This window comes from Paenibacillus sp. PSB04, assembly GCF_025809195.1.
GTDB lineage: Bacteria > Bacillota > Bacilli > Paenibacillales > Paenibacillaceae > Paenibacillus_AQ > Paenibacillus_AQ favisporus.
The window spans coordinates 7,030,085-7,046,835 of record NZ_CP081301.1; the positions used below are offsets into that span (position 1 = coordinate 7,030,085).

17 protein-coding genes are annotated in these 16,751 nt (G+C 56.5%); 9 read left to right on the forward strand and 8 right to left on the reverse strand.

The window, feature by feature from the left end:
* Nucleotides 1-22 precede the first annotated feature (22 nt).
* From K2F33_RS32250 to K2F33_RS32260, 3 genes are all read right to left on the reverse strand, one after another.
* The gene (locus K2F33_RS32250) at nucleotides 23-925 is read right to left on the reverse strand and encodes a LysR family transcriptional regulator (protein WP_076170320.1); all 903 of its coding nucleotides are present in this window, start codon (nucleotides 923-925) and stop codon (nucleotides 23-25) included.
* Between the two features lie 101 nt (nucleotides 926-1,026).
* Entirely contained in the window at nucleotides 1,027-1,425 is a 399-nt protein-coding gene (locus K2F33_RS32255; RefSeq protein WP_076170321.1) for a DUF6220 domain-containing protein, read from the reverse strand.
* Nucleotides 1,412-1,633, reverse strand: a complete 222-nt coding sequence (locus tag K2F33_RS32260) for a DUF5957 family protein (protein WP_263880576.1) — start codon at nucleotides 1,631-1,633, stop codon at nucleotides 1,412-1,414. The genes K2F33_RS32255 and K2F33_RS32260 overlap by 14 nt, the downstream gene beginning before the upstream one ends.
* A gap of 361 nt (nucleotides 1,634-1,994) precedes the next feature.
* Here K2F33_RS32260 and K2F33_RS32265 point away from each other — a divergent pair, with 361 nt between their 5' ends.
* Both K2F33_RS32265 and K2F33_RS32270 read left to right on the forward strand, forming a co-directional pair.
* Entirely contained in the window at nucleotides 1,995-2,684 is a 690-nt protein-coding gene (locus K2F33_RS32265) for a response regulator transcription factor (RefSeq protein ID WP_263880577.1), read from the forward strand.
* Nucleotides 2,674-4,035 (forward strand): sensor histidine kinase, encoded by a 1,362-nt coding sequence (locus K2F33_RS32270; protein WP_076170757.1) that lies wholly within the window; start codon nucleotides 2,674-2,676, stop codon nucleotides 4,033-4,035. Before K2F33_RS32265 ends, K2F33_RS32270 begins: the two co-directional genes overlap by 11 nt.
* A gap of 126 nt (nucleotides 4,036-4,161) precedes the next feature.
* Here K2F33_RS32270 and K2F33_RS32275 read toward each other — a convergent pair whose 3' ends face one another.
* Nucleotides 4,162-4,488, reverse strand: coding sequence for an ArsR/SmtB family transcription factor (locus K2F33_RS32275; protein ID WP_076170324.1), 327 nt, complete (start codon nucleotides 4,486-4,488; stop codon nucleotides 4,162-4,164).
* 89 nt (nucleotides 4,489-4,577) lie between these two features.
* Between K2F33_RS32275 and K2F33_RS32280 the strand changes: the two genes are divergently transcribed.
* A complete protein-coding gene (locus tag K2F33_RS32280; RefSeq protein WP_263880578.1) occupies nucleotides 4,578-6,038 on the forward strand; it encodes an MFS transporter in 1,461 nt (486 codons plus the stop codon).
* 8 nt (nucleotides 6,039-6,046) lie between these two features.
* On the opposite strand, the gene K2F33_RS32285 is transcribed toward K2F33_RS32280, so the two are convergent.
* Nucleotides 6,047-7,012 carry an NADP-dependent oxidoreductase gene (locus K2F33_RS32285; protein ID WP_263880579.1) on the reverse strand — a complete coding sequence of 322 codons (966 nt, stop codon included), beginning with the start codon at nucleotides 7,010-7,012 and terminating at the stop codon, nucleotides 6,047-6,049.
* 158 nt (nucleotides 7,013-7,170) lie between these two features.
* Here K2F33_RS32285 and K2F33_RS32290 point away from each other — a divergent pair, with 158 nt between their 5' ends.
* From K2F33_RS32290 to K2F33_RS32315, 6 genes are all read left to right on the forward strand, one after another.
* Nucleotides 7,171-7,743 carry a TetR/AcrR family transcriptional regulator gene (locus K2F33_RS32290; RefSeq protein WP_263880580.1) on the forward strand — a complete coding sequence of 191 codons (573 nt, stop codon included), beginning with the start codon at nucleotides 7,171-7,173 and terminating at the stop codon, nucleotides 7,741-7,743.
* Between the two features lie 121 nt (nucleotides 7,744-7,864).
* Nucleotides 7,865-8,365, forward strand: a complete 501-nt coding sequence (locus K2F33_RS32295; RefSeq protein ID WP_318671760.1) for a DinB family protein — start codon at nucleotides 7,865-7,867, stop codon at nucleotides 8,363-8,365.
* 70 nt (nucleotides 8,366-8,435) lie between these two features.
* A complete protein-coding gene (locus tag K2F33_RS32300) occupies nucleotides 8,436-9,428 on the forward strand; it encodes a helix-turn-helix transcriptional regulator (RefSeq protein ID WP_263880581.1) in 993 nt (330 codons plus the stop codon).
* Nucleotides 9,429-9,519: 91 nt separating this feature from the next.
* Complete coding sequence (locus tag K2F33_RS32305; RefSeq protein WP_263880582.1) at nucleotides 9,520-10,968, forward strand: spore germination protein; 1,449 nt, start codon at nucleotides 9,520-9,522, stop codon at nucleotides 10,966-10,968.
* On the forward strand, nucleotides 10,965-12,068 hold the full coding sequence (locus tag K2F33_RS32310; RefSeq protein ID WP_076170329.1) for a GerAB/ArcD/ProY family transporter: 1,104 nt from the start codon (nucleotides 10,965-10,967) through the stop codon (nucleotides 12,066-12,068). The genes K2F33_RS32305 and K2F33_RS32310 overlap by 4 nt, the downstream gene beginning before the upstream one ends.
* Complete coding sequence (locus K2F33_RS32315) at nucleotides 12,065-13,174, forward strand: Ger(x)C family spore germination protein (RefSeq protein WP_263880583.1); 1,110 nt, start codon at nucleotides 12,065-12,067, stop codon at nucleotides 13,172-13,174. The genes K2F33_RS32310 and K2F33_RS32315 overlap by 4 nt, the downstream gene beginning before the upstream one ends.
* A gap of 71 nt (nucleotides 13,175-13,245) precedes the next feature.
* Here the strand turns inward: K2F33_RS32315 and K2F33_RS32320 are convergent, their stop codons facing one another.
* The 3 genes from K2F33_RS32320 to K2F33_RS32330 are packed head-to-tail and all read right to left on the reverse strand — an operon-like array spanning nucleotide 13,246 to nucleotide 16,749.
* Nucleotides 13,246-14,841, reverse strand: coding sequence for a glycoside hydrolase family 43 protein (locus tag K2F33_RS32320; RefSeq protein ID WP_263880584.1), 1,596 nt, complete (start codon nucleotides 14,839-14,841; stop codon nucleotides 13,246-13,248).
* Nucleotides 14,838-15,821, reverse strand: a complete 984-nt coding sequence (locus tag K2F33_RS32325) for a pectinesterase family protein (protein ID WP_263880585.1) — start codon at nucleotides 15,819-15,821, stop codon at nucleotides 14,838-14,840. Before K2F33_RS32325 ends, K2F33_RS32320 begins: the two co-directional genes overlap by 4 nt.
* A 37-nt stretch (nucleotides 15,822-15,858) precedes the next feature.
* Nucleotides 15,859-16,749, reverse strand: a complete 891-nt coding sequence (locus K2F33_RS32330) for a dienelactone hydrolase family protein (protein WP_263880586.1) — start codon at nucleotides 16,747-16,749, stop codon at nucleotides 15,859-15,861.
* Nucleotides 16,750-16,751 lie beyond the last annotated feature (2 nt).

Sequence of the window (16,751 nt, forward strand, 5' to 3'; positions counted from 1 at the left end):
TCCATATTTTCCAAATTACGGATCAATCGGAAATCGCCTGATGCAGCGCTTCGATATACTCCAGCGCCAGCTTGGACAGCGCCGCATTCTGATGGCAGATCCAGCCGACATTGATCGTCTCGTCGCAGTCGAGCGGCACAGGAATAATCTCGTTCCCGTTCAGGTCGGCGCTGAGAACACCGGTTGAGATTGTATAACCGTTCAGTCCGATCAGCAGGTTGAACAGCGTGGCACGGTCGTTGACCCGGATGCTTTTCGGATGCGTCAGTGTGCTCAGAATTTCCTCGGAGAAGTGAAAGGAGTTGTACTCCCCCTGCTCAAACGACAGGTAGGGATAATCCTGCAGCTGGTCGATCGTCACGATGGACTGCTTGGCGAGCGGGTTATGGATGCTGATAAAAATATGAGGCCGGGCCGTAAACAGGCTCGTGAATTTCAAATTGGCGTCTTTCAGCAGCCGGTTGATGACCTTGCTGTTGAATTCATTGAGGTACAGAATGCCGATTTCGCTCCGCTGGCTTTTGACATCCTGGATGATTTCATGGGTCTTCGTTTCCCTCAGCGCCAGTTCGTATTCGTCCTGCCCATACTCATTGACCAAATGCACGAACGCATTGACGGCAAACGCATAGTGCTGGGTCGATACGGAAAAATGCTGCGGCGACGGCTTGGCGTTCATATAGCGGCTCTCCAGCAGCTCCGCCTGCTCGGTCACCTGCCGGGCATAGCCGAGAAATTCGGCGCCTTCCTTGGACAGGGTAATTCCTTTGTTCGTCCGTTCAAAAATCGTAATGTTCAGCTCTTCCTCCAGATCCTTGATCGCATTCGACAGGCTTGGCTGCGAAATAAACAGCCGTTTGGCCGCTTCATTCATGGACCCGCGGTTGGCGACTTCGATGACGTATTTTAACTGTTGTAAGGTCAATGCTACAGCCCTCTCTTTGAAACAACGATATGATCTTCATTTATTTCAAAGTATACCCGGGCACCGGTCCCCTCCACAACTGTTCGGGCATAAATTCCCCATTACTGCCGCCGTGTGCTTCGCAGTGCGGTGTACAGCGACAGCAGGATAAGCACGAGGGCCATCACCGGATGCATGGCGCCCAGCGCAGGCACATGCGCCGTCATGTACTGCAAGTCGATCAGAACAAACATGGCCAAACTGAGCCACGCGCTGCCTTTAAAGCATTTTCCCGTAATGGCAAAAATGATCATCAGAAGCGGAGCAAACCCAAAGAAATGAACAAAGTTTTCGTGGAGCCGCCAGTTCACCGGATTCTGGAACACAGCCGACCCTGCGATGTACACCTGAACCGTGATGCAGGCGACCAATATCCAGGACAGCCCCATAAAGATGCCCCGGGAAATCCGTCTGCCCCCTGAAATTTTATCTTTAGATGGATTAAGATCAATGCTTGTCATGTGGTTTTCCTCCCTTATAATCGGACGTCAACGCGGCGATCCCCGCAAACAACGCAGCCATGATCAGCGGAAGATAAGGTGTCCCGGCCGGCCGGTCATGGATCAGATAACCGAGAGCGGCAATAATGGTTGACAGAAAGATGCCGCAGGCAGCGCCGCCGACGGCAGCCAGCAGTACTTTGATCACATGGTGCTGCTTCAGCATCATCACCCCTCCCCCGTTGAACTGCATTCCATTGCATGGACCGCAATGAAGGCAATGGATTGCAAATGGTCTGCGGCGCACCCCGTGTTTTGCCGCCTGGAGTTTATTGTAGCAGCGACTTGTTGTGAACCTGTGAAGTTCTCTTGCTGTTGCGATGAAAATGCATCCGATTTTTTGCGGTCTATTCCCGGGTCCATGCGGGGTTGTCCGGGGTTTTCCTTCAGGAATGTTGCGAACTTGTTGCGGTTTCTTACGGCTTTGGTGAATTGTCCCCGCATCCGCGGGAACCGGTATATAATGAGGGGGATAAAAGCCGGAAAGGCTGCAACGGCCCGAGGCTCTCGAGATAAAGGAGAATGAACACATGACGCATACTCTGCTGCTTGTCGATGATGAAAAGGAAGTGCTGGCCTTTATGGAGCCGTTTCTCCAGCAGGAGGGATACGAGACGATCACAGCTTTATCCGGGCGGGAAGCGCTCCGGATCGCCGGCGAACGGAAGCCGTCCCTGGTCGTCCTCGACTGGATGATGCCGGGAATGAGCGGCATTGACGTGTGCCGGGAGCTGCGGAAGCTGCCGAAGCTGGGAATCATCATGCTGACCGCCAGAGTGGAGGAAACGGATAAAATCATCGGGCTGGAGGTCGGCGCCGACGATTATTTGACGAAGCCCTTCTCCCTCCGGGAGCTGGTCGCGCGAATACGCTCGGTTCTCCGAAGAATCCATGGGGACGAGACTCCGGACGACCGGATCGTGCGGGGAGATTTAACGATATCCGAGGCGCAGTGCCAGGTGTGGAAACGCGGGGAGGAAGTTCTGCTGACCCCGACCGAATTCAAAATGCTCGCCACCCTGGCTTCGCGGCCGGGCATTGTATACAGCCGCCTGCAGCTGCTGGCTGCGGTCGATGACGACCTGCTGAACGACGAGCGGACCGCGGACGCCCATATCAGCCGGATCCGTAAAAAGATCGAGGACGATCCGTCCAACCCGGTGTTTATTAACACCGTGTACGGATTCGGATACCGGTTCGGTGACCGCCGTGAACGTTAGCCGGAAACTGTTTTGGGCCATGGCCGCCTTTATCGTGGTCATGAGCCTGACGTTTATGCTGATCACAAATGCAGTCGTGCGCGGGCTGCTGGGCGAGCTGACACCGTCCTCCGACCAAGAGCAAATCAGTGCCCTGTCGCGTACGCTTACCGAATATTATGATCGGCACGGCGGTTCCTGGAACGGTGTTGAGAAGCTGGCTCCCGGCGACTTACTGGAAGAAGTTCAAGACAGCGGCCTGATCTTGTACGACGTCCACGACAGGAAGCTGGCCATCTTCGGCAGCGTGGCCGAGCCCATGATCAGGGGGCTCGGGGTAGAATACCGCATCGAGACGAATGGACGGGACGTCGGGTCTTTTCGATACTACGACCCGGAGATCAGCGTGATCTCCAAGGTGAAGCTGGGCATATCACATGGCGTCGGCTTTCTGCTGATCGTCAGCGCCGTGGTGTTCATTGTTGATGCCCTTCTGGCTGCCTATTGGATCTCCCGCCGTCTTACTTCCCCGCTTCGCCGGCTGGTTTCTGCGATTGAGCAGATTAAGGAAGGCCGGCATGGGGTGCAGGTTCCGGTCACGACTAAAGATGAATACGGCGAGGTTGCTTCCGCCTTCAACCGGATGTCCCTGCAGCTGGGCCGGGCCGAGGATGCGAGGCGCAATCTCGTGGCCGACGTCGCGCATGAGCTGCGAACTCCCCTCTCCATCATGAGGGGAAAGATGGATATGCTGCAGCAGCAAGGCGAAGCGATCGAACCCGAGCAGCTGCTTCCGCTGCAGGATGAACTGATCCGGCTCACCCGGCTCGTGGACGATCTGCATCAGCTCTCACTGGCCGAGGCAGGCAAGCTGTCGTTTGAGTTCAGCCGGACGGACGTCCGTGCCCTGCTGGAGCAGACGCTCGAGCGGCTTCTGCCCCGCGCACAGGATGCCGGCATTGCCATGACGCTGGTGAGCCAAGCCGGCTCCACGATGATCCCGGTCGACTCCGGCCGGATAACCCAGGTCTTTCTCAACCTGCTGACCAATGCCGTTCGGCATACGCCGCATGGCGGTTCGATCCAAGTGATCCTGTCTGAGGTCCAGGATGCACACGGACGGCCATGGCTGGAGATCGCGGTGAAGGACACCGGCACCGGCATCGCCCCCGAGCATCTCCCGAACCTCTTCGACCGCTTCTACCGGGCCGATGCTTCCCGCTCCCGGCACAGCGGCGGAATGGGGCTTGGGCTCGCCATCGCCAAGGAGTTCGTCGCGGCGCATCAAGGCACCATCGAAGCTGAGAGCTCACCAGGCGAGGGGACCACGTTCCGGGTCCGGCTGCCATACAGCCGGGAGGAGCAGGCCTGAACGCAGCTGACTGCTCTCTGTCTTGCATCAAATCGAAACACCCCCCGACATTGTCGGGGGGTGTTTGTGCTTACGGATAAAGGGATGGCATCAGCTGATCTGTCTCCAAACCCCCGCTCCGCTTTCCTATTCATACAGCCAGCTTAAATCTTTCGTGAACTGCTTCAGCCGTTCCGGCTGCAGCGAATAATAATGCCGTTTTCCCTCCCTGCATTCCTTGATATACCCCTCATCCTTAAGCTCCTTCAAATGGTAGGACAGCTTGGACGGCGATACGTCTCCCAGCTTAAGCTGCAGGTCCGCAGGGCATACGGCCGCAGGCTCAAACGTACAGACAGGAGACTGGTAATCCGGCTGCCTGCCCATTTTAATCATCGTCAAAATTTTCATCCGGATCGGATCGCTGAGTGCTTTGGCCGCTTTGGCCATCTCGGTTTCGTAATGGGATCTCATAGATCATATTATACACCCTCTGTATTGACATTTCAATTTTTGTTGAAATATAATCATTTCAAAACATTTTGAAATGAGGTGCTTTTCGCGTGTCATCACGAGACCCGTTGTCAGCAAGTCCAAGGGGCGAGGTCATTACCGCTGCCCATTCTGCCGCCACACCGGCGATGTCAAAGAAAGCCTTGGGCTGGAGCCTGGCCATCCTCGCTTTCGCCCAGCTGATCTACTCCCTTGATATTAATATCGTGTTTGTTGCGCTCCCCGAAGTGGGCCGTGCACTTGGCTTTTCGGAACAATCCCTTCAGTGGGTCGTCAGCGCCTATACGATTTTCTGCGGCGGCTTCCTCCTTCTTGGCGGACGTGCCGCAGACCAGCTCGGGCAAAAAAGGATGTTCATCTCCGCGCTGCTCCTGTTCGCGCTGGCCTCCTTGCTTGGAGGGCTGGCATGGAGTCCGCTGGTCATCATCCTGGCCAGAGCGCTGCAAGGTATCGGAGCCGCTTTTCTTTTTCCGGCGACCCTATCCCTTATCAACCGGCTGTATGAAGAAGGACCTAAGCGCAACCGGGCCCTCGCAGTCTGGGGCGGAGCGGGAGCCAGCGGATTGACCTTGGGCTCTCTCCTCGGCGGCGTGCTGACGAACGCCATTGGATGGGAAGCCGTCTTCTTCGTCAACGTATTGTTTGCCGGCGGTGCAGCTCTGGCCGCACTCGCTGCCATTCCGCGGGACTCCGTCCAATCCGGAAGGAGCAGCTTTGATCTGCCTGGGGCACTAAGCTTTACTGGCGCTGCAACTTTACTCGTGTATTGCCTCGTTCAGGGGCCTGAGGCAGGATGGGGCTCCCCCGGTATTCTGATATGCGCCCTTCTGTCCCTGTTGTTATTTCTTACTTTTGCCTGGATCGAAAACCGAACCTCCAATCCGCTGATGCCGCCGCGTCTTCTCCGGAGACGGAGCCTGGTCACGGGCATGATCATAACCTTTCTTTACATGGGTACCTTTGGAGCCATCCCCTACTTTCTCACGGTACTGTTCCAGAACGTGCATCAATTCAATGCCCTGCAAACCGGTCTTGCCTTTATCGTGCCATCGCTTTCTATTGCCCTTGGAACCCAATGGGGCGAAAAGCTTGCCACGCGCTACGGCATGCGCAGCACGATTCTGACCGGCAGCATGATCGGCATCGTTGGCACCGCCCTCATCCCGCTGGGGGCGTATGCCGACTCCGGCTATCTGCTTATCGTGCCCGGATTGATCATTTCCGGCCTCGGCCAAGGCGTCGTATGGACCGGCATGTGGATCGCCGCTTCCGCGGGTGTGGCTCCATCGGAGCAGGGCGTGGCCTCGGGTATGGCCTCGACGACGCTGAATATCGGCAACGCCATCGGCATGGCCTTCCTGATCTTCATCGCCAATTCCGGTATCGCCGGTCAAAGCGGCGGCTCGCTTCTGGCCGCGCAGGCAGCAGGCGTCCGCACCGCCATGTATCTGGCGGCCGCCGGAATGATCATTGGGGGAGCCGCGGCCTTGTTCCTTCCACGAAAAAAATAAGGAAGTTTTTATCGATCCGCCGTGCTGCTTACACGAATAATGATCTTCCCCCTGGCTCGCCGGCTTTCGCTGAGCTCATGAGCCAGGGCGGTCTCTTTTAAAGGAAACATCCGGTCGATGACCGCTCGAAGCTGCCCTTCCTCCACTAAGCGGGATATCCATTCCAAATCCGCTGTCGTGACCGGCAGCATCGCAACTTCGTGAACGTCAATCTGCCCGGCGGCCGCCTGATCGGTGTCATAATTCCCCCACGTGACCGGAACCAGCGATCCCCCAGGCGTGATCACCTCCAAAAGCCGGTTTCCTTCGGTTCCGCCGACCGTATCGACCGCAAGCTGGACCGGATCAACGGCCTGCGTCCATGATCCGGAAGAATAATCGGCAAATTGATCAGCCCCAAGCTCACGCAAAAATGCTTCATTCCTGCCGGAGGCTACGCCGGTCACCTCGGCTCCCTTCCATTTGGCGAGCTGCACGGCGAAGTGGCCGACGCCGCCGGATGCACCGTTGATCAGCACCCTTTGGCCGGCCTTCAGGCCACCTTGAACAAACAGCGCGTTCCAGGCCGTACAGGCCGACTGCGGAAGGGCGGCCGCCGCTTCATGGCTGATGCTGCGGGGCTTTCGTGCAAGCTGCGCTGCAGGCAGAGCCGCATATTCCGCACACGCGCCGCTGTTCGCCGTCATGCCAAAAACCTCGTCACCGACCCGCAGAGACGTGACGCCCGATCCGACCTCTTCGACGGTGCCGGAAATATCCCACCCGGGAATATACGGCAGCGGAAAACGGTCTCCCGCCATCCCCGAGCGGATCTGCCAATCTCCCGGATTGATCGATGCCGCATGCACGCGGACCAACACTTCGCGCTCGTTGACTAACGGAACCGGAACATCTTCATACTGCAGCACTTCCGGCCCTCCGTGCCGGTGATACCGGATCGCTTTCATGGTTTCTTTTCGCTGATAACCAGGCATGTTCACCTTACCTCCATGGATTGATTCTTTTCCTGCCACCCCCTACAATAGGGAAAACAGGGGCCGGAAAAAATCGTCAATCGTCCGCGTTTGACTGTTATCCGACATCTGAGCCTCATTGTTGAATATTACATAGGTATAAAGGAGGCGGCACATGCATGGAAAACAGAGGCGTTCCGCAAGACCGGCGAAGCAGGCGCTCGGAGAATCTGCTGAAGCAGTCGTTCGCAGAGCTGATGAAAGAAAAGGGCTTTACCGCCATGACGGTTGGAAATATTGCCGAACGTGCGGATGTCAACAGGGGCACCTTTTATTCGCATTATCCGGACAAATACGCCCTGCTGGAACAATCGATCCGTGATAAGCTCCATACCCGCCTGCAGCAGCATCTGCCCCCGGATGCCGGATGGAACAGCGATCATCTTCAGATGCTGGCCGTGAACCTCCTTGAGCATTTCCGGTCCCTTCACGGTCGCTGCAGTCCGGTGGAAACGATCAATCCTGTCTTTGAACGAACGATGCAGCAGGAAATCAAATCACTGCTCACGGCCTGGCTGCAGCGGCTCAAACCAGAGGATTTCGGCTGGAACGTTCCATTGGATACCGTAGCCCTTGCGGCCAGTTGGACCCTTTACGGCGCCGCCCTCGAATGGAGCAGAGGAACAGCTGCGTGCCCAGCAGAAGAAACGGCCAGTTATATTGTCCAGTTGATCCTTCGAGGAACGGCTTAGCGGTTGCCCACATTAAAAATAAATACAGCAGCATTCCAAAAAATCACTGACCGAGACTGTCAGTGATTTTTGTGTATACTGCTAATAAACCGAACAAAACTTCAAAAAAATGGAGGAATGCATGATGTTTACAAGCATTAAAGATTTTGCAGCGGAATGGACCAACGAAGCGGAAATGACCCAGAAGATCATGAACGCACTGACCGATGAATCGCTCGGGCAGGCCATAACGGACAAGCACCGGACCCTGGGCGGGCTGGCATGGCATCTCGTGGAATCCGTTCATTATATGACATCGCTCGGGCTGGTGTTTGATGCACCCGATAACAGTGACGCAGTTAAAAAATCGGCCGCTGCGCTTGCCGGCCAGTACGAGCGGGTCAGCCGGGCCATTCTCCAAGCGGTCGAGACGCAGTGGACGGACGCCAAGCTTCTGGAGACGCAAACCATCGCCGGCCAGGAGTGGAACAACGGAGGTTCGCTGCGCTTTACCCTCATGCACCAAGCCCATCACCGCGGACAGATGACCGTCCTGATGCGGCAGGCCGGATTGAAGCTGCCGGATTTGTACGGTCCGACTTACGATTCATGGGTGGAACAAGGAATGGAACCGCTCGCCTAGACGCGTTACAATGGAGCTGATACCCGGGATCGTATCCCGGGTAACTCTCTTTTACGAAAGGATTTCTCCGATGTCCAAAGCTGATAACATGCTCTCGATCCTCTGGATGCTCCGATCCGGCAAAAAAATGACGGCACAGCAGCTTGCCGACGAGCTGGAGATCCATGTCCGCACCGTGTACCGGTGCATTGATTCGCTCTGCGCAAGCGGCGTCCCGATCATTGCCGATTCCGGCCCAAACGGCGGATTCCAAATCCTTGGGACCTTTGCCGACTCGCCGCTCATGTTCGATGCGGAGGAGCAGAAAGCCCTCGTCCATGCTTCGGTGTTTGCCCAGGAGGCTGGGTATCCTCACACCGATGCCCTGGGCAGGGCCGTGGACAAACTGAAACGGTATACGAACGAGAAGCAGCTCACGCAAATTGAACGCCACAGCAGCGGGCTGTCCGTCCTTCAACCGCCCATCGATCCGGAGCAAAAAGGGCGGCTGCAATGCCTTGAGGAAGCCGCTGGACAAAGGCAGACCCTCCGGATGGTGTACGGCGGCTCCAATGGAGATTCCGGAACCGGGTCGGTACGGGAGTTCGATCCTTACAGCATCATCCATTGGAAAGGGCAATGGTACACCACCGGATACTGCCATCTCCGCGAGGATTTGCGCAACTTCCGCGTTGACCGGATTGTGAGCCTGGACGTGACGGATCGGCACTTTGAGCGCCCTGAGAACTTTTCGGCCAAGGACGTTCTGCTGGAACAGCTGCTGCCGGACCCGGCTGGCGACCCTTCCCTGGTCACGGTCCGGATTCAGGCTCACGATCATGTCCTGAATGAACTGAAGCAGCACTGGCTGCTCGGACATGCACTGATTGAGCGAAGCCCAGGGGAGGCGGTATACCGGCTTGATTCCACCTCCCTGCATTCATACGTCCCCTACTTTCTTCTTCCCTACGGAAAAGCGCTGACCATCGCCGAGCCGGAATCCCTGGTGCTGCGCATGGCCGAAGTCAGCCGGGGAATCGCGGAACACTACGGATCGATGCTGTCAGGATTGCCTTCAGAGTAACCTCACCATCCTCCTGCATAATTTGATGCCCTAATTGGAATAATTAGGTTCATTCGAAGGCAAAAAGTGTCATGCAAAGGATGATCGACCCGTGGAACCCAGCAAAGGTGCAACGATGCTTCAGGCGCTCCAGCATACGTCCTCTGAATTTCTTCTTTCCCGGCTCCAGGAGGCTTTTCAGCATGCGGCCGACTTCCAGGCCGTCTGCATCGGTGAATCGGACGCCGGCAAGCTGTATTTGCTGTACCTGACGACGCTTGTCGGCTCCGATCATTTCATATTCAATATGAACCGGCAGCCGCAGGATGGTGTCCTGACCACACTGCACAGTTATTACGGCACCAGCTATTCGGCTGGTGATTTTTCCGCTTGCGAAAAAGCGGTATGCGCCGGCAAAACCGTGCTGTGCACTGCGGAGTCTGCCAACGGCCTGATTCTGGCAACGGAAAATCCGCAGCAGCGGGGACTGCAACAGCCGCAGACGGAGAACGTGATTCAGGGCCCGATGTACGGTTTTATCGAAAACTATTCAACCAATATCGCCCTCATACGCCAGCGGATGCAAACCTCCCGTTTGAAAATTTGGGAGGCCCGCGTCGGAGATCTGACCAATACGAAGGTGGGCGTGGTTTACCTGGAAGGGGTGACCGATCCGGGTCTCGTCCAATACACCTGCGGTCAAATCGGCGCCATCCAAGCGGACGGAATCCAAGATTCCGGCGAATTGCTGCGGTTCATGGACCCCGGATCTTCCCGCCTCTTCCCTGCCGCCGTCACGACGGAACGCCCGGACCGGGTAACGGCCTCCCTGTTAAACGGGAAGATTGTCGTCTTGATGGACGGAACGCCGTTTTCGATCATCGCCCCGGGGTCCTTCTTCGATTTCTGGGAATCCCCCGAAGATCAATACCTGACGCCGCTGATCGCATTATTTTTAAGGTGGCTGCGGTTCATCGCACTCATGATCAATCTGTTTCTGCCCGCCCTCTACGTGGCGATCACTTCAGTGAACATTGACCTCAACCGCCTGGAGATCAGTCTGGCCGCCGCCGGCAGCAGGGAAGGGGTCCCTTATCCCGTGTGGCTCGAGTCCCTCATCATGCTGTTTCTTCTGGACTGCATCGTTGAGGCCGGCATACGCCTGCCAAGGTCGATCAGCTCCACCGTTACGATGGTTGGCGGGGTGGTGCTGGGACAGGCGATCATTCAAGCGAATATTGTGAGCAATTTGCTGGTCATCATCGTCGCAACGACGGCGCTGACTAATTTTATCGTCGTGGATTATCAGATGGGCCTGGTTCAGCGGATTTTGAAATATTTCACGCTCGCCGGGGCCAGCGTCATCGGAATTCTCGGCATATTCATCTGCTTTGCCATTCTCGTCATCTGCCTCTCCCGCATCCAATCGTTCGGCGTTTCCTATTTGACTCCGATCGGTCCCGGTGCCCGGATCCGGTCCATGAGTCTTGGGCTGATCGGCGGCTCCCGCAAATTTTCACTCAGCTACTGGATTACCTTCGGAAGAGGGTCGAGACAATGAATCCATCGAACGAGGAACTGAAGATCTCCATGCCCCAATACTTCGTCCTGCAGATGATGGTATTCGGGGCGATCTCCTTTCATGTGTACCCTTGGCTCGTCCTGCAGTCCACCACCCAGAGCTACTGGATCCCGATCCTGATCTGGATGCTGCTCGGACTGCTGGGTGCCTGGCTGTTCAGCCGGGTCCTCGCGCTGCATCAAGGAAAAGACGCCTATACGATTACAAAGCGCGTGCTTGGGTGGCCGGGGGTCATTCTTTTTATCGTCCCGCTGCTCTGGTTTATGTGGAGCGCCATGGTGATCATCGTCCGGGCTCACAGCGAGATCATCTCGATGACGATCCTTCACAGCACGCCGCAGTGGTTTTTGGACGGGATGATCTTTATTGGCGTCTTTCTGGCTTTCGGGGGAATCGGTTCGATTATCCGTGCTTCCGTCCTGTTTCTGCTCGTCAGCTTTCCGCTGTCCGTCGGGCTCGTATTGCTGGGTTTCGGCGATCTCGATTTTAATCTGGGCAAACCATGGCTCTATACCAACGGGGATTTTCTGACCAGCCCGAAGTTTTACACGACATCCTTCATCTGGGCCGGCTATCTTTACTTTGCGGCTTGCGGCAGATACGCCAAACAGCCGAAGAAGCTGTGGCGGCCTTATACCGTGGCTGCGCTCTGTTTTCTGCCTTTACTGGCCGCCGCCGTCTATCAGCCGGCGCTGACGTTTAGTCCGGAAATGTCAAGAATTTTGACGCTTCCTTATATCAGCAAAATGGACTCGGTAAGCTATTACTGGCTGGTGATCGAAAATTTAACCGCCGTATTTATCGTTAGCTCCATCCTCTATTTGTTTTTATTGCTTGCCCTGATCCTGAACTGCATCGTAACGGCAATCAGGGCGGTATTTCCCAGCTGGAACGAAAAGCTGCTGTATGTGCTGGCAGGAGTCACGGCATACGCCGCCATCCGGCTTATTCCTTCATGGGAATGGATCGAAAGAGCCGTGGAGTGGGATACGGTTCTGCGCCTTTACTTAATGTATGGCTTTCCTATGGCTGTGCTGGTCAAGTCCTTCATTTCCAACAAAATGAGGGCCCGCCAATGAGCAGACGCGCAGCCCGATGCCTGGCCATCTTATGCCTGCTTCTCTTCCTCCCCGGCTGCTGGGATGTCAAAGATGTCGACAACCGGCTCCTCGAGACCGCGATCGGTATCGAGCCGGCCGGCGGTGACCGGGTGCGGGTCTGGATGAGGTTCCCACTCCCGCAGTCGCAGAACGGAGCCCATAAGGATTTTTTCGTCACCAAGCAGGAAGGCAGCACCGTGATTGAAGCCATAGACCAGCTCCGGTTAAGGCTGCCCAAAAGTCTGGATATGTCGCAGAACCAGTCAATCTTTCTGGATCAGGCACTGGCGAAAAAAGGATTCATGCCCTATTTGGAATTCACAATCAGGGACCGCACCGTTCCTCTGGATTCGTTAATTGCGATTACGACAGGCGGCATGAAGTCAATATTTGAACGTCCCAACCCGACGGGCGAGCTCTCGGGCATCTACACGAAGCTGTTCTTTGAACGCTACGGCGGCGGAACCTCGCAAAAAAACGTCGTGTCGCTATGGGAAATTTTCAGGGGGTACTATGATCCGCTTGAGGAATGCCTCGTGCCTGTATTGGTGACGGATTCTGAAACGATATTCCGGGTCGCGGGCAATGCATTCTTTAAAAATGACGCCATGGTCGGCATGATCTCTCCGGAGGAAACCCTGATTTACGAAATCGTTACGGGCAAGATGTCCCCCTTCGAAATCGAAACCGCGGATAAAATGAACCTTAAAATTCTGAATTCCAGTGCCGATATCGACACGGATATGAGAAGCGGCAAGCCCGTCATCCGCATTCATGCCAAGCTTTCGATGACCCTCATGGATTCCGCGCGCGGGATCGACATCAAGGCAGAGCATCTGGAAGCTTCCATTAACCGCCTGATTGAGCAGCGGGGAGCCGCTGTATTCCGGATGACGCAGGCGCAGGAATCCGACATTTTCGGACTTGGCAACCGCTTCAGAGGAAAGGTCCCGCCAAGCCAATACGACCGGTGGCCCAAGCTGTACTCGACAGCAAAACTGGAGTTCAAGCTGGATTCCGAGCTGAAAAACACGGGCCTTCAGCTGAGGCGCAGGCCGTTCATTAATCCGTCCAAGGAAAAGTAAGAACCGAAAAAAGGGGCTGCTTCACAATAGAAGCAGCCCCTTTTTCATCATTACCGATCATCCCTGCTCTTCTATGCTTCAATTCCCGTATAGCGAAAATGGGAAAAGTCCGCATAGCTTCCCCCAAAGGACTGCATATCATGGACGGCGATACCGACAAAGTTGCCGGTGAAGCCGCCGCAGAGGAAGCGGATGTCCTGTTCTTCAAACAGCGGGACCCAATCCTGCCCCGGGCTGAACCGGCCATAGAACCGTCCGCGGATGCCATGGACTTCCACGGCCAATTGAACGGTTTCCCCGGCATTCACCGGAATCATGTCCGGAATAACGGTGAACGCGTCGTCCGCGCAGCGCATGAGCCGGATCACCTTGCCCTGCTCTTCGTCCTGCGTCACATAAGCATACAAGTAATTTTCATCGTTCAAATAAAGCATCAGCCCGGCCATCTGCAAATAGCTTGCTGGCTCGAACTCCAGCGACGTCTCGGCCCGGAAATGGATATCCGCCTGCCGGAGGGCCACAATGTGGTGATGAAACAGGCTTTGCGGCGATTCCCCGGAATGCAGGCGGAGATACCCCGGGCGCTCCGACAGCGAGCACCAGGATGGATCCGCCGGTATGCGGAGCGTATTCCAGGCTTTGGCAAGCTCCGGTCCGTCAAAGGTATCCTCAAACAAGGTCCGTTCAGCGGCCGTCTTGGCCTCTGCCGGCGTGATCCCTTTCGGACGCGGGATCTCCATCTGCGGGGAATTTCCCCCGGCGGTCAGGCGAAGCCATCCTTCCTCGTCCCAGTACACCTGCTGCAGCGCTGTTTCCCGGCCAAGGAGCGCATACTGGCCTTCAACCGGACGCGTGCACAAATGGGCCATGTACCATTCCCCTTGCGGCGTCTGGATCAGGCTGCCGTGGCCGGCACACTGCAGCGGGAGCTCCGGGTTGTCCCGGGAGGTCAGCATCGGATTGCGGGGGTCCACTTCGTAAGGGCCCATCAAGCTGCGGGAACGGGCTACCGTCACGGCATGGCCGTTCCCGGTGCCGCCTTCGGCCGTAATCAAGTAGTAATAGCCTTGATGCTTATAAATATGCGGCGCTTCGGTCTTCTTCAGATCCGTCCCGTCAAACAGCTTGAACGGTTTACCAACTAGCTTCTGCTGCTGCGGATCATACTGCTGAATAACGATGCCGCTCGATTTATTCCCTTCCGGAATGCGGTAATCCCAGATTTCGTTCAGAAGCCATTTCCGTCCGTCTTCGTCATGATACAGGCTCGGATCGAATCCGCTGCTGTTCAAATAGACCGGCTCGGACCAGGGCCCGTGAATCGAAGGCGCCGTAATCAAATAATTGTGAACGTCTTTAAATGGGCGCTTGGTGCTTTTCACATCGGTATAAATGAGGTAAAACAACCCGTCATGGTAGCTGAGCTGAGGCGCCCAGATGCTGCAATTCTTCGGGTTTCCCCGCAGGTCGACCTGATCGGTCAGCACGTCGGTGCAGTGCTCCCATACCGCCAAATCCTTGGAGGCATATACCCTTACGCCAGGGAGCCACTCGAAGGAAGACACCGCGATATAATAAGTGTCCTTTGCCCGCACGATGCACGGATCCGGATTAAAGCCCGGCAGCACCGGGTTTCGAATGGTTCCCGTTTGGGTGGATATGGTCATGCTCTTCCCTCTCCTTTTCGTTTCCAAAAGTCCGTTCCGGTAAAAACTTGCTCCTTCTGCGGAGCCCCTTCCAGCGTCTCCTGATAGACCGCCCACCCGGCCCGCTGTCCTCCCGGAGCCGGCGCGGCCGGATCAAAGCGGGTGCCGAATTCCCGGTACCTGGCCGTCAGCCGCCGCCCCGGATCGTTCCAGTCGTCCCAGCCCAGCGGTTCGATATGTCCGCCCATCCGGCAGTCGACGTAGTCAGTGCGTGCATATTCGCGCCACGGCCTTCCCAGATACACGCCCGATACGCCTGGCTCTGCCGTCAAATAACAGAGGTTAAAGACATACCCGTATTCCTGCTCCGCGGGAGTAGAAGCCGCGGCGATATAACCGGCATGCCCGCTCGAATGGCGCAGGCTGCGGATCTCGCAGCGGTCAAAGAAGGCGGCAGCGCCGCCGAATATAAAATCCACCGTCCCTTCGATACGGCAGTATTCGTACACCTGGCGGTACTCTCGGTGATGCTCCCGGAGCGGGATTCCTCCAAACACGCCGCCATGCTTGGGCGCAGGCGGAAGCGGTCCGGTAAACAGCGTGTCCTGGTGCCCTTTAAAGGTGCAGTAGCGAAAAACCGTTTCGTCGCAGTGCGCATAGACCGCCACGGCCTGGCCGATGTCCTCGCCCTGCCCGGCCGAATTGGTCACGACCAAATTCTCGATCAGCAGCCGCCGGCCGCCAAGGAACAGCGTCGGCGTTGCAAAGGTGCCCATCTCATTTCCGTTCTCGTCCAGTTCCTTTGCATACCGGCCCTTCGTGATTTCCACATATCCGATGCCGATCACGGCCAGATCGGACCGATATATCCGTACCGCTTCCTCATAGACACCCGACAGGATGTACAGCGTTTCGGGCCGCTGCGGATCTTGCTTCTCCAACGCATCCACCGCTTCCTGAATCGTCGGATAATCGCAGTGGTCCAGCTTTCCTACAATCATGACCTTCCCCCCTTTCGTTTCGGGCTGCGGCCATCGCTTACAAGTGTTCCGCCAAAAATCCCTGCCAGCGGGCCCGCATTTCAGCCGTCTCCATATGGCCGCCGCCGGTCATGACCGTCTGCCAATGCTCCTCCTGTCCGGCGGCCCGGTATACCTCTCGCAGGCCATCGGCCAGCAGCACGACGCCTTCCTCCGGGGTCAGCCGGTCGGTACGCCCGGTCAGGCTCATCCTTGGCCGCGGGGCGATCATGGCTTGGATTTCCAGCGTCGTGAAGTGCTTCAGCAATCCCGGAACGTAGTAGTAGAACCCGTGGTGATCCAGCCCGCGCTTCTTCATCAAGGTATGGGCATCCACCTGTCCGCAGATGTCCACGGTCACCTTGATCCGCTCGTCCAGCGCCGCCAGCCACCAGGCCATCATCCCGCCCATGGACATGCCTAGGGTCGCGATCCGCGAGGCGTCGATATCTTCCCTGGAGCACATGTAATCCAGCATCCGCCGGTTGTCATACAGCATCATGCCCCACATGACGCGCCCCTGCCATAACATTTCCTTGACGATTTCGCTCTCCGTCTTACCCGACCTCTCATGGAAGCCCCACATGTCGATACAGCAGACGGCATAGCCCATGCCGGTCAGTGTGCTGGCAAAAGACGGCTGCTGCAAATACGAGCTGCCGCTGATCAGCTCCCTGCGTCCGTTTGTGTAATTGCCGCCATGCGAGTGATTGAAAACGACGAGCGGATAGGGTCCCTCTCCGTCTATAGGCAGTGCGACATAAGCGGGCACCTGCTCCAGACCGTTTAAATCCAGCAGCAGCGTCTCGAGCCGGTACCCTTCAGTCTCTTCCTGCTTGAGCAGCTCCGCTTGGATAGGCCGGTCCTCCGGCACATCGCCCAGCAGCTTCTTCAACCGTTCCCTCATCATTG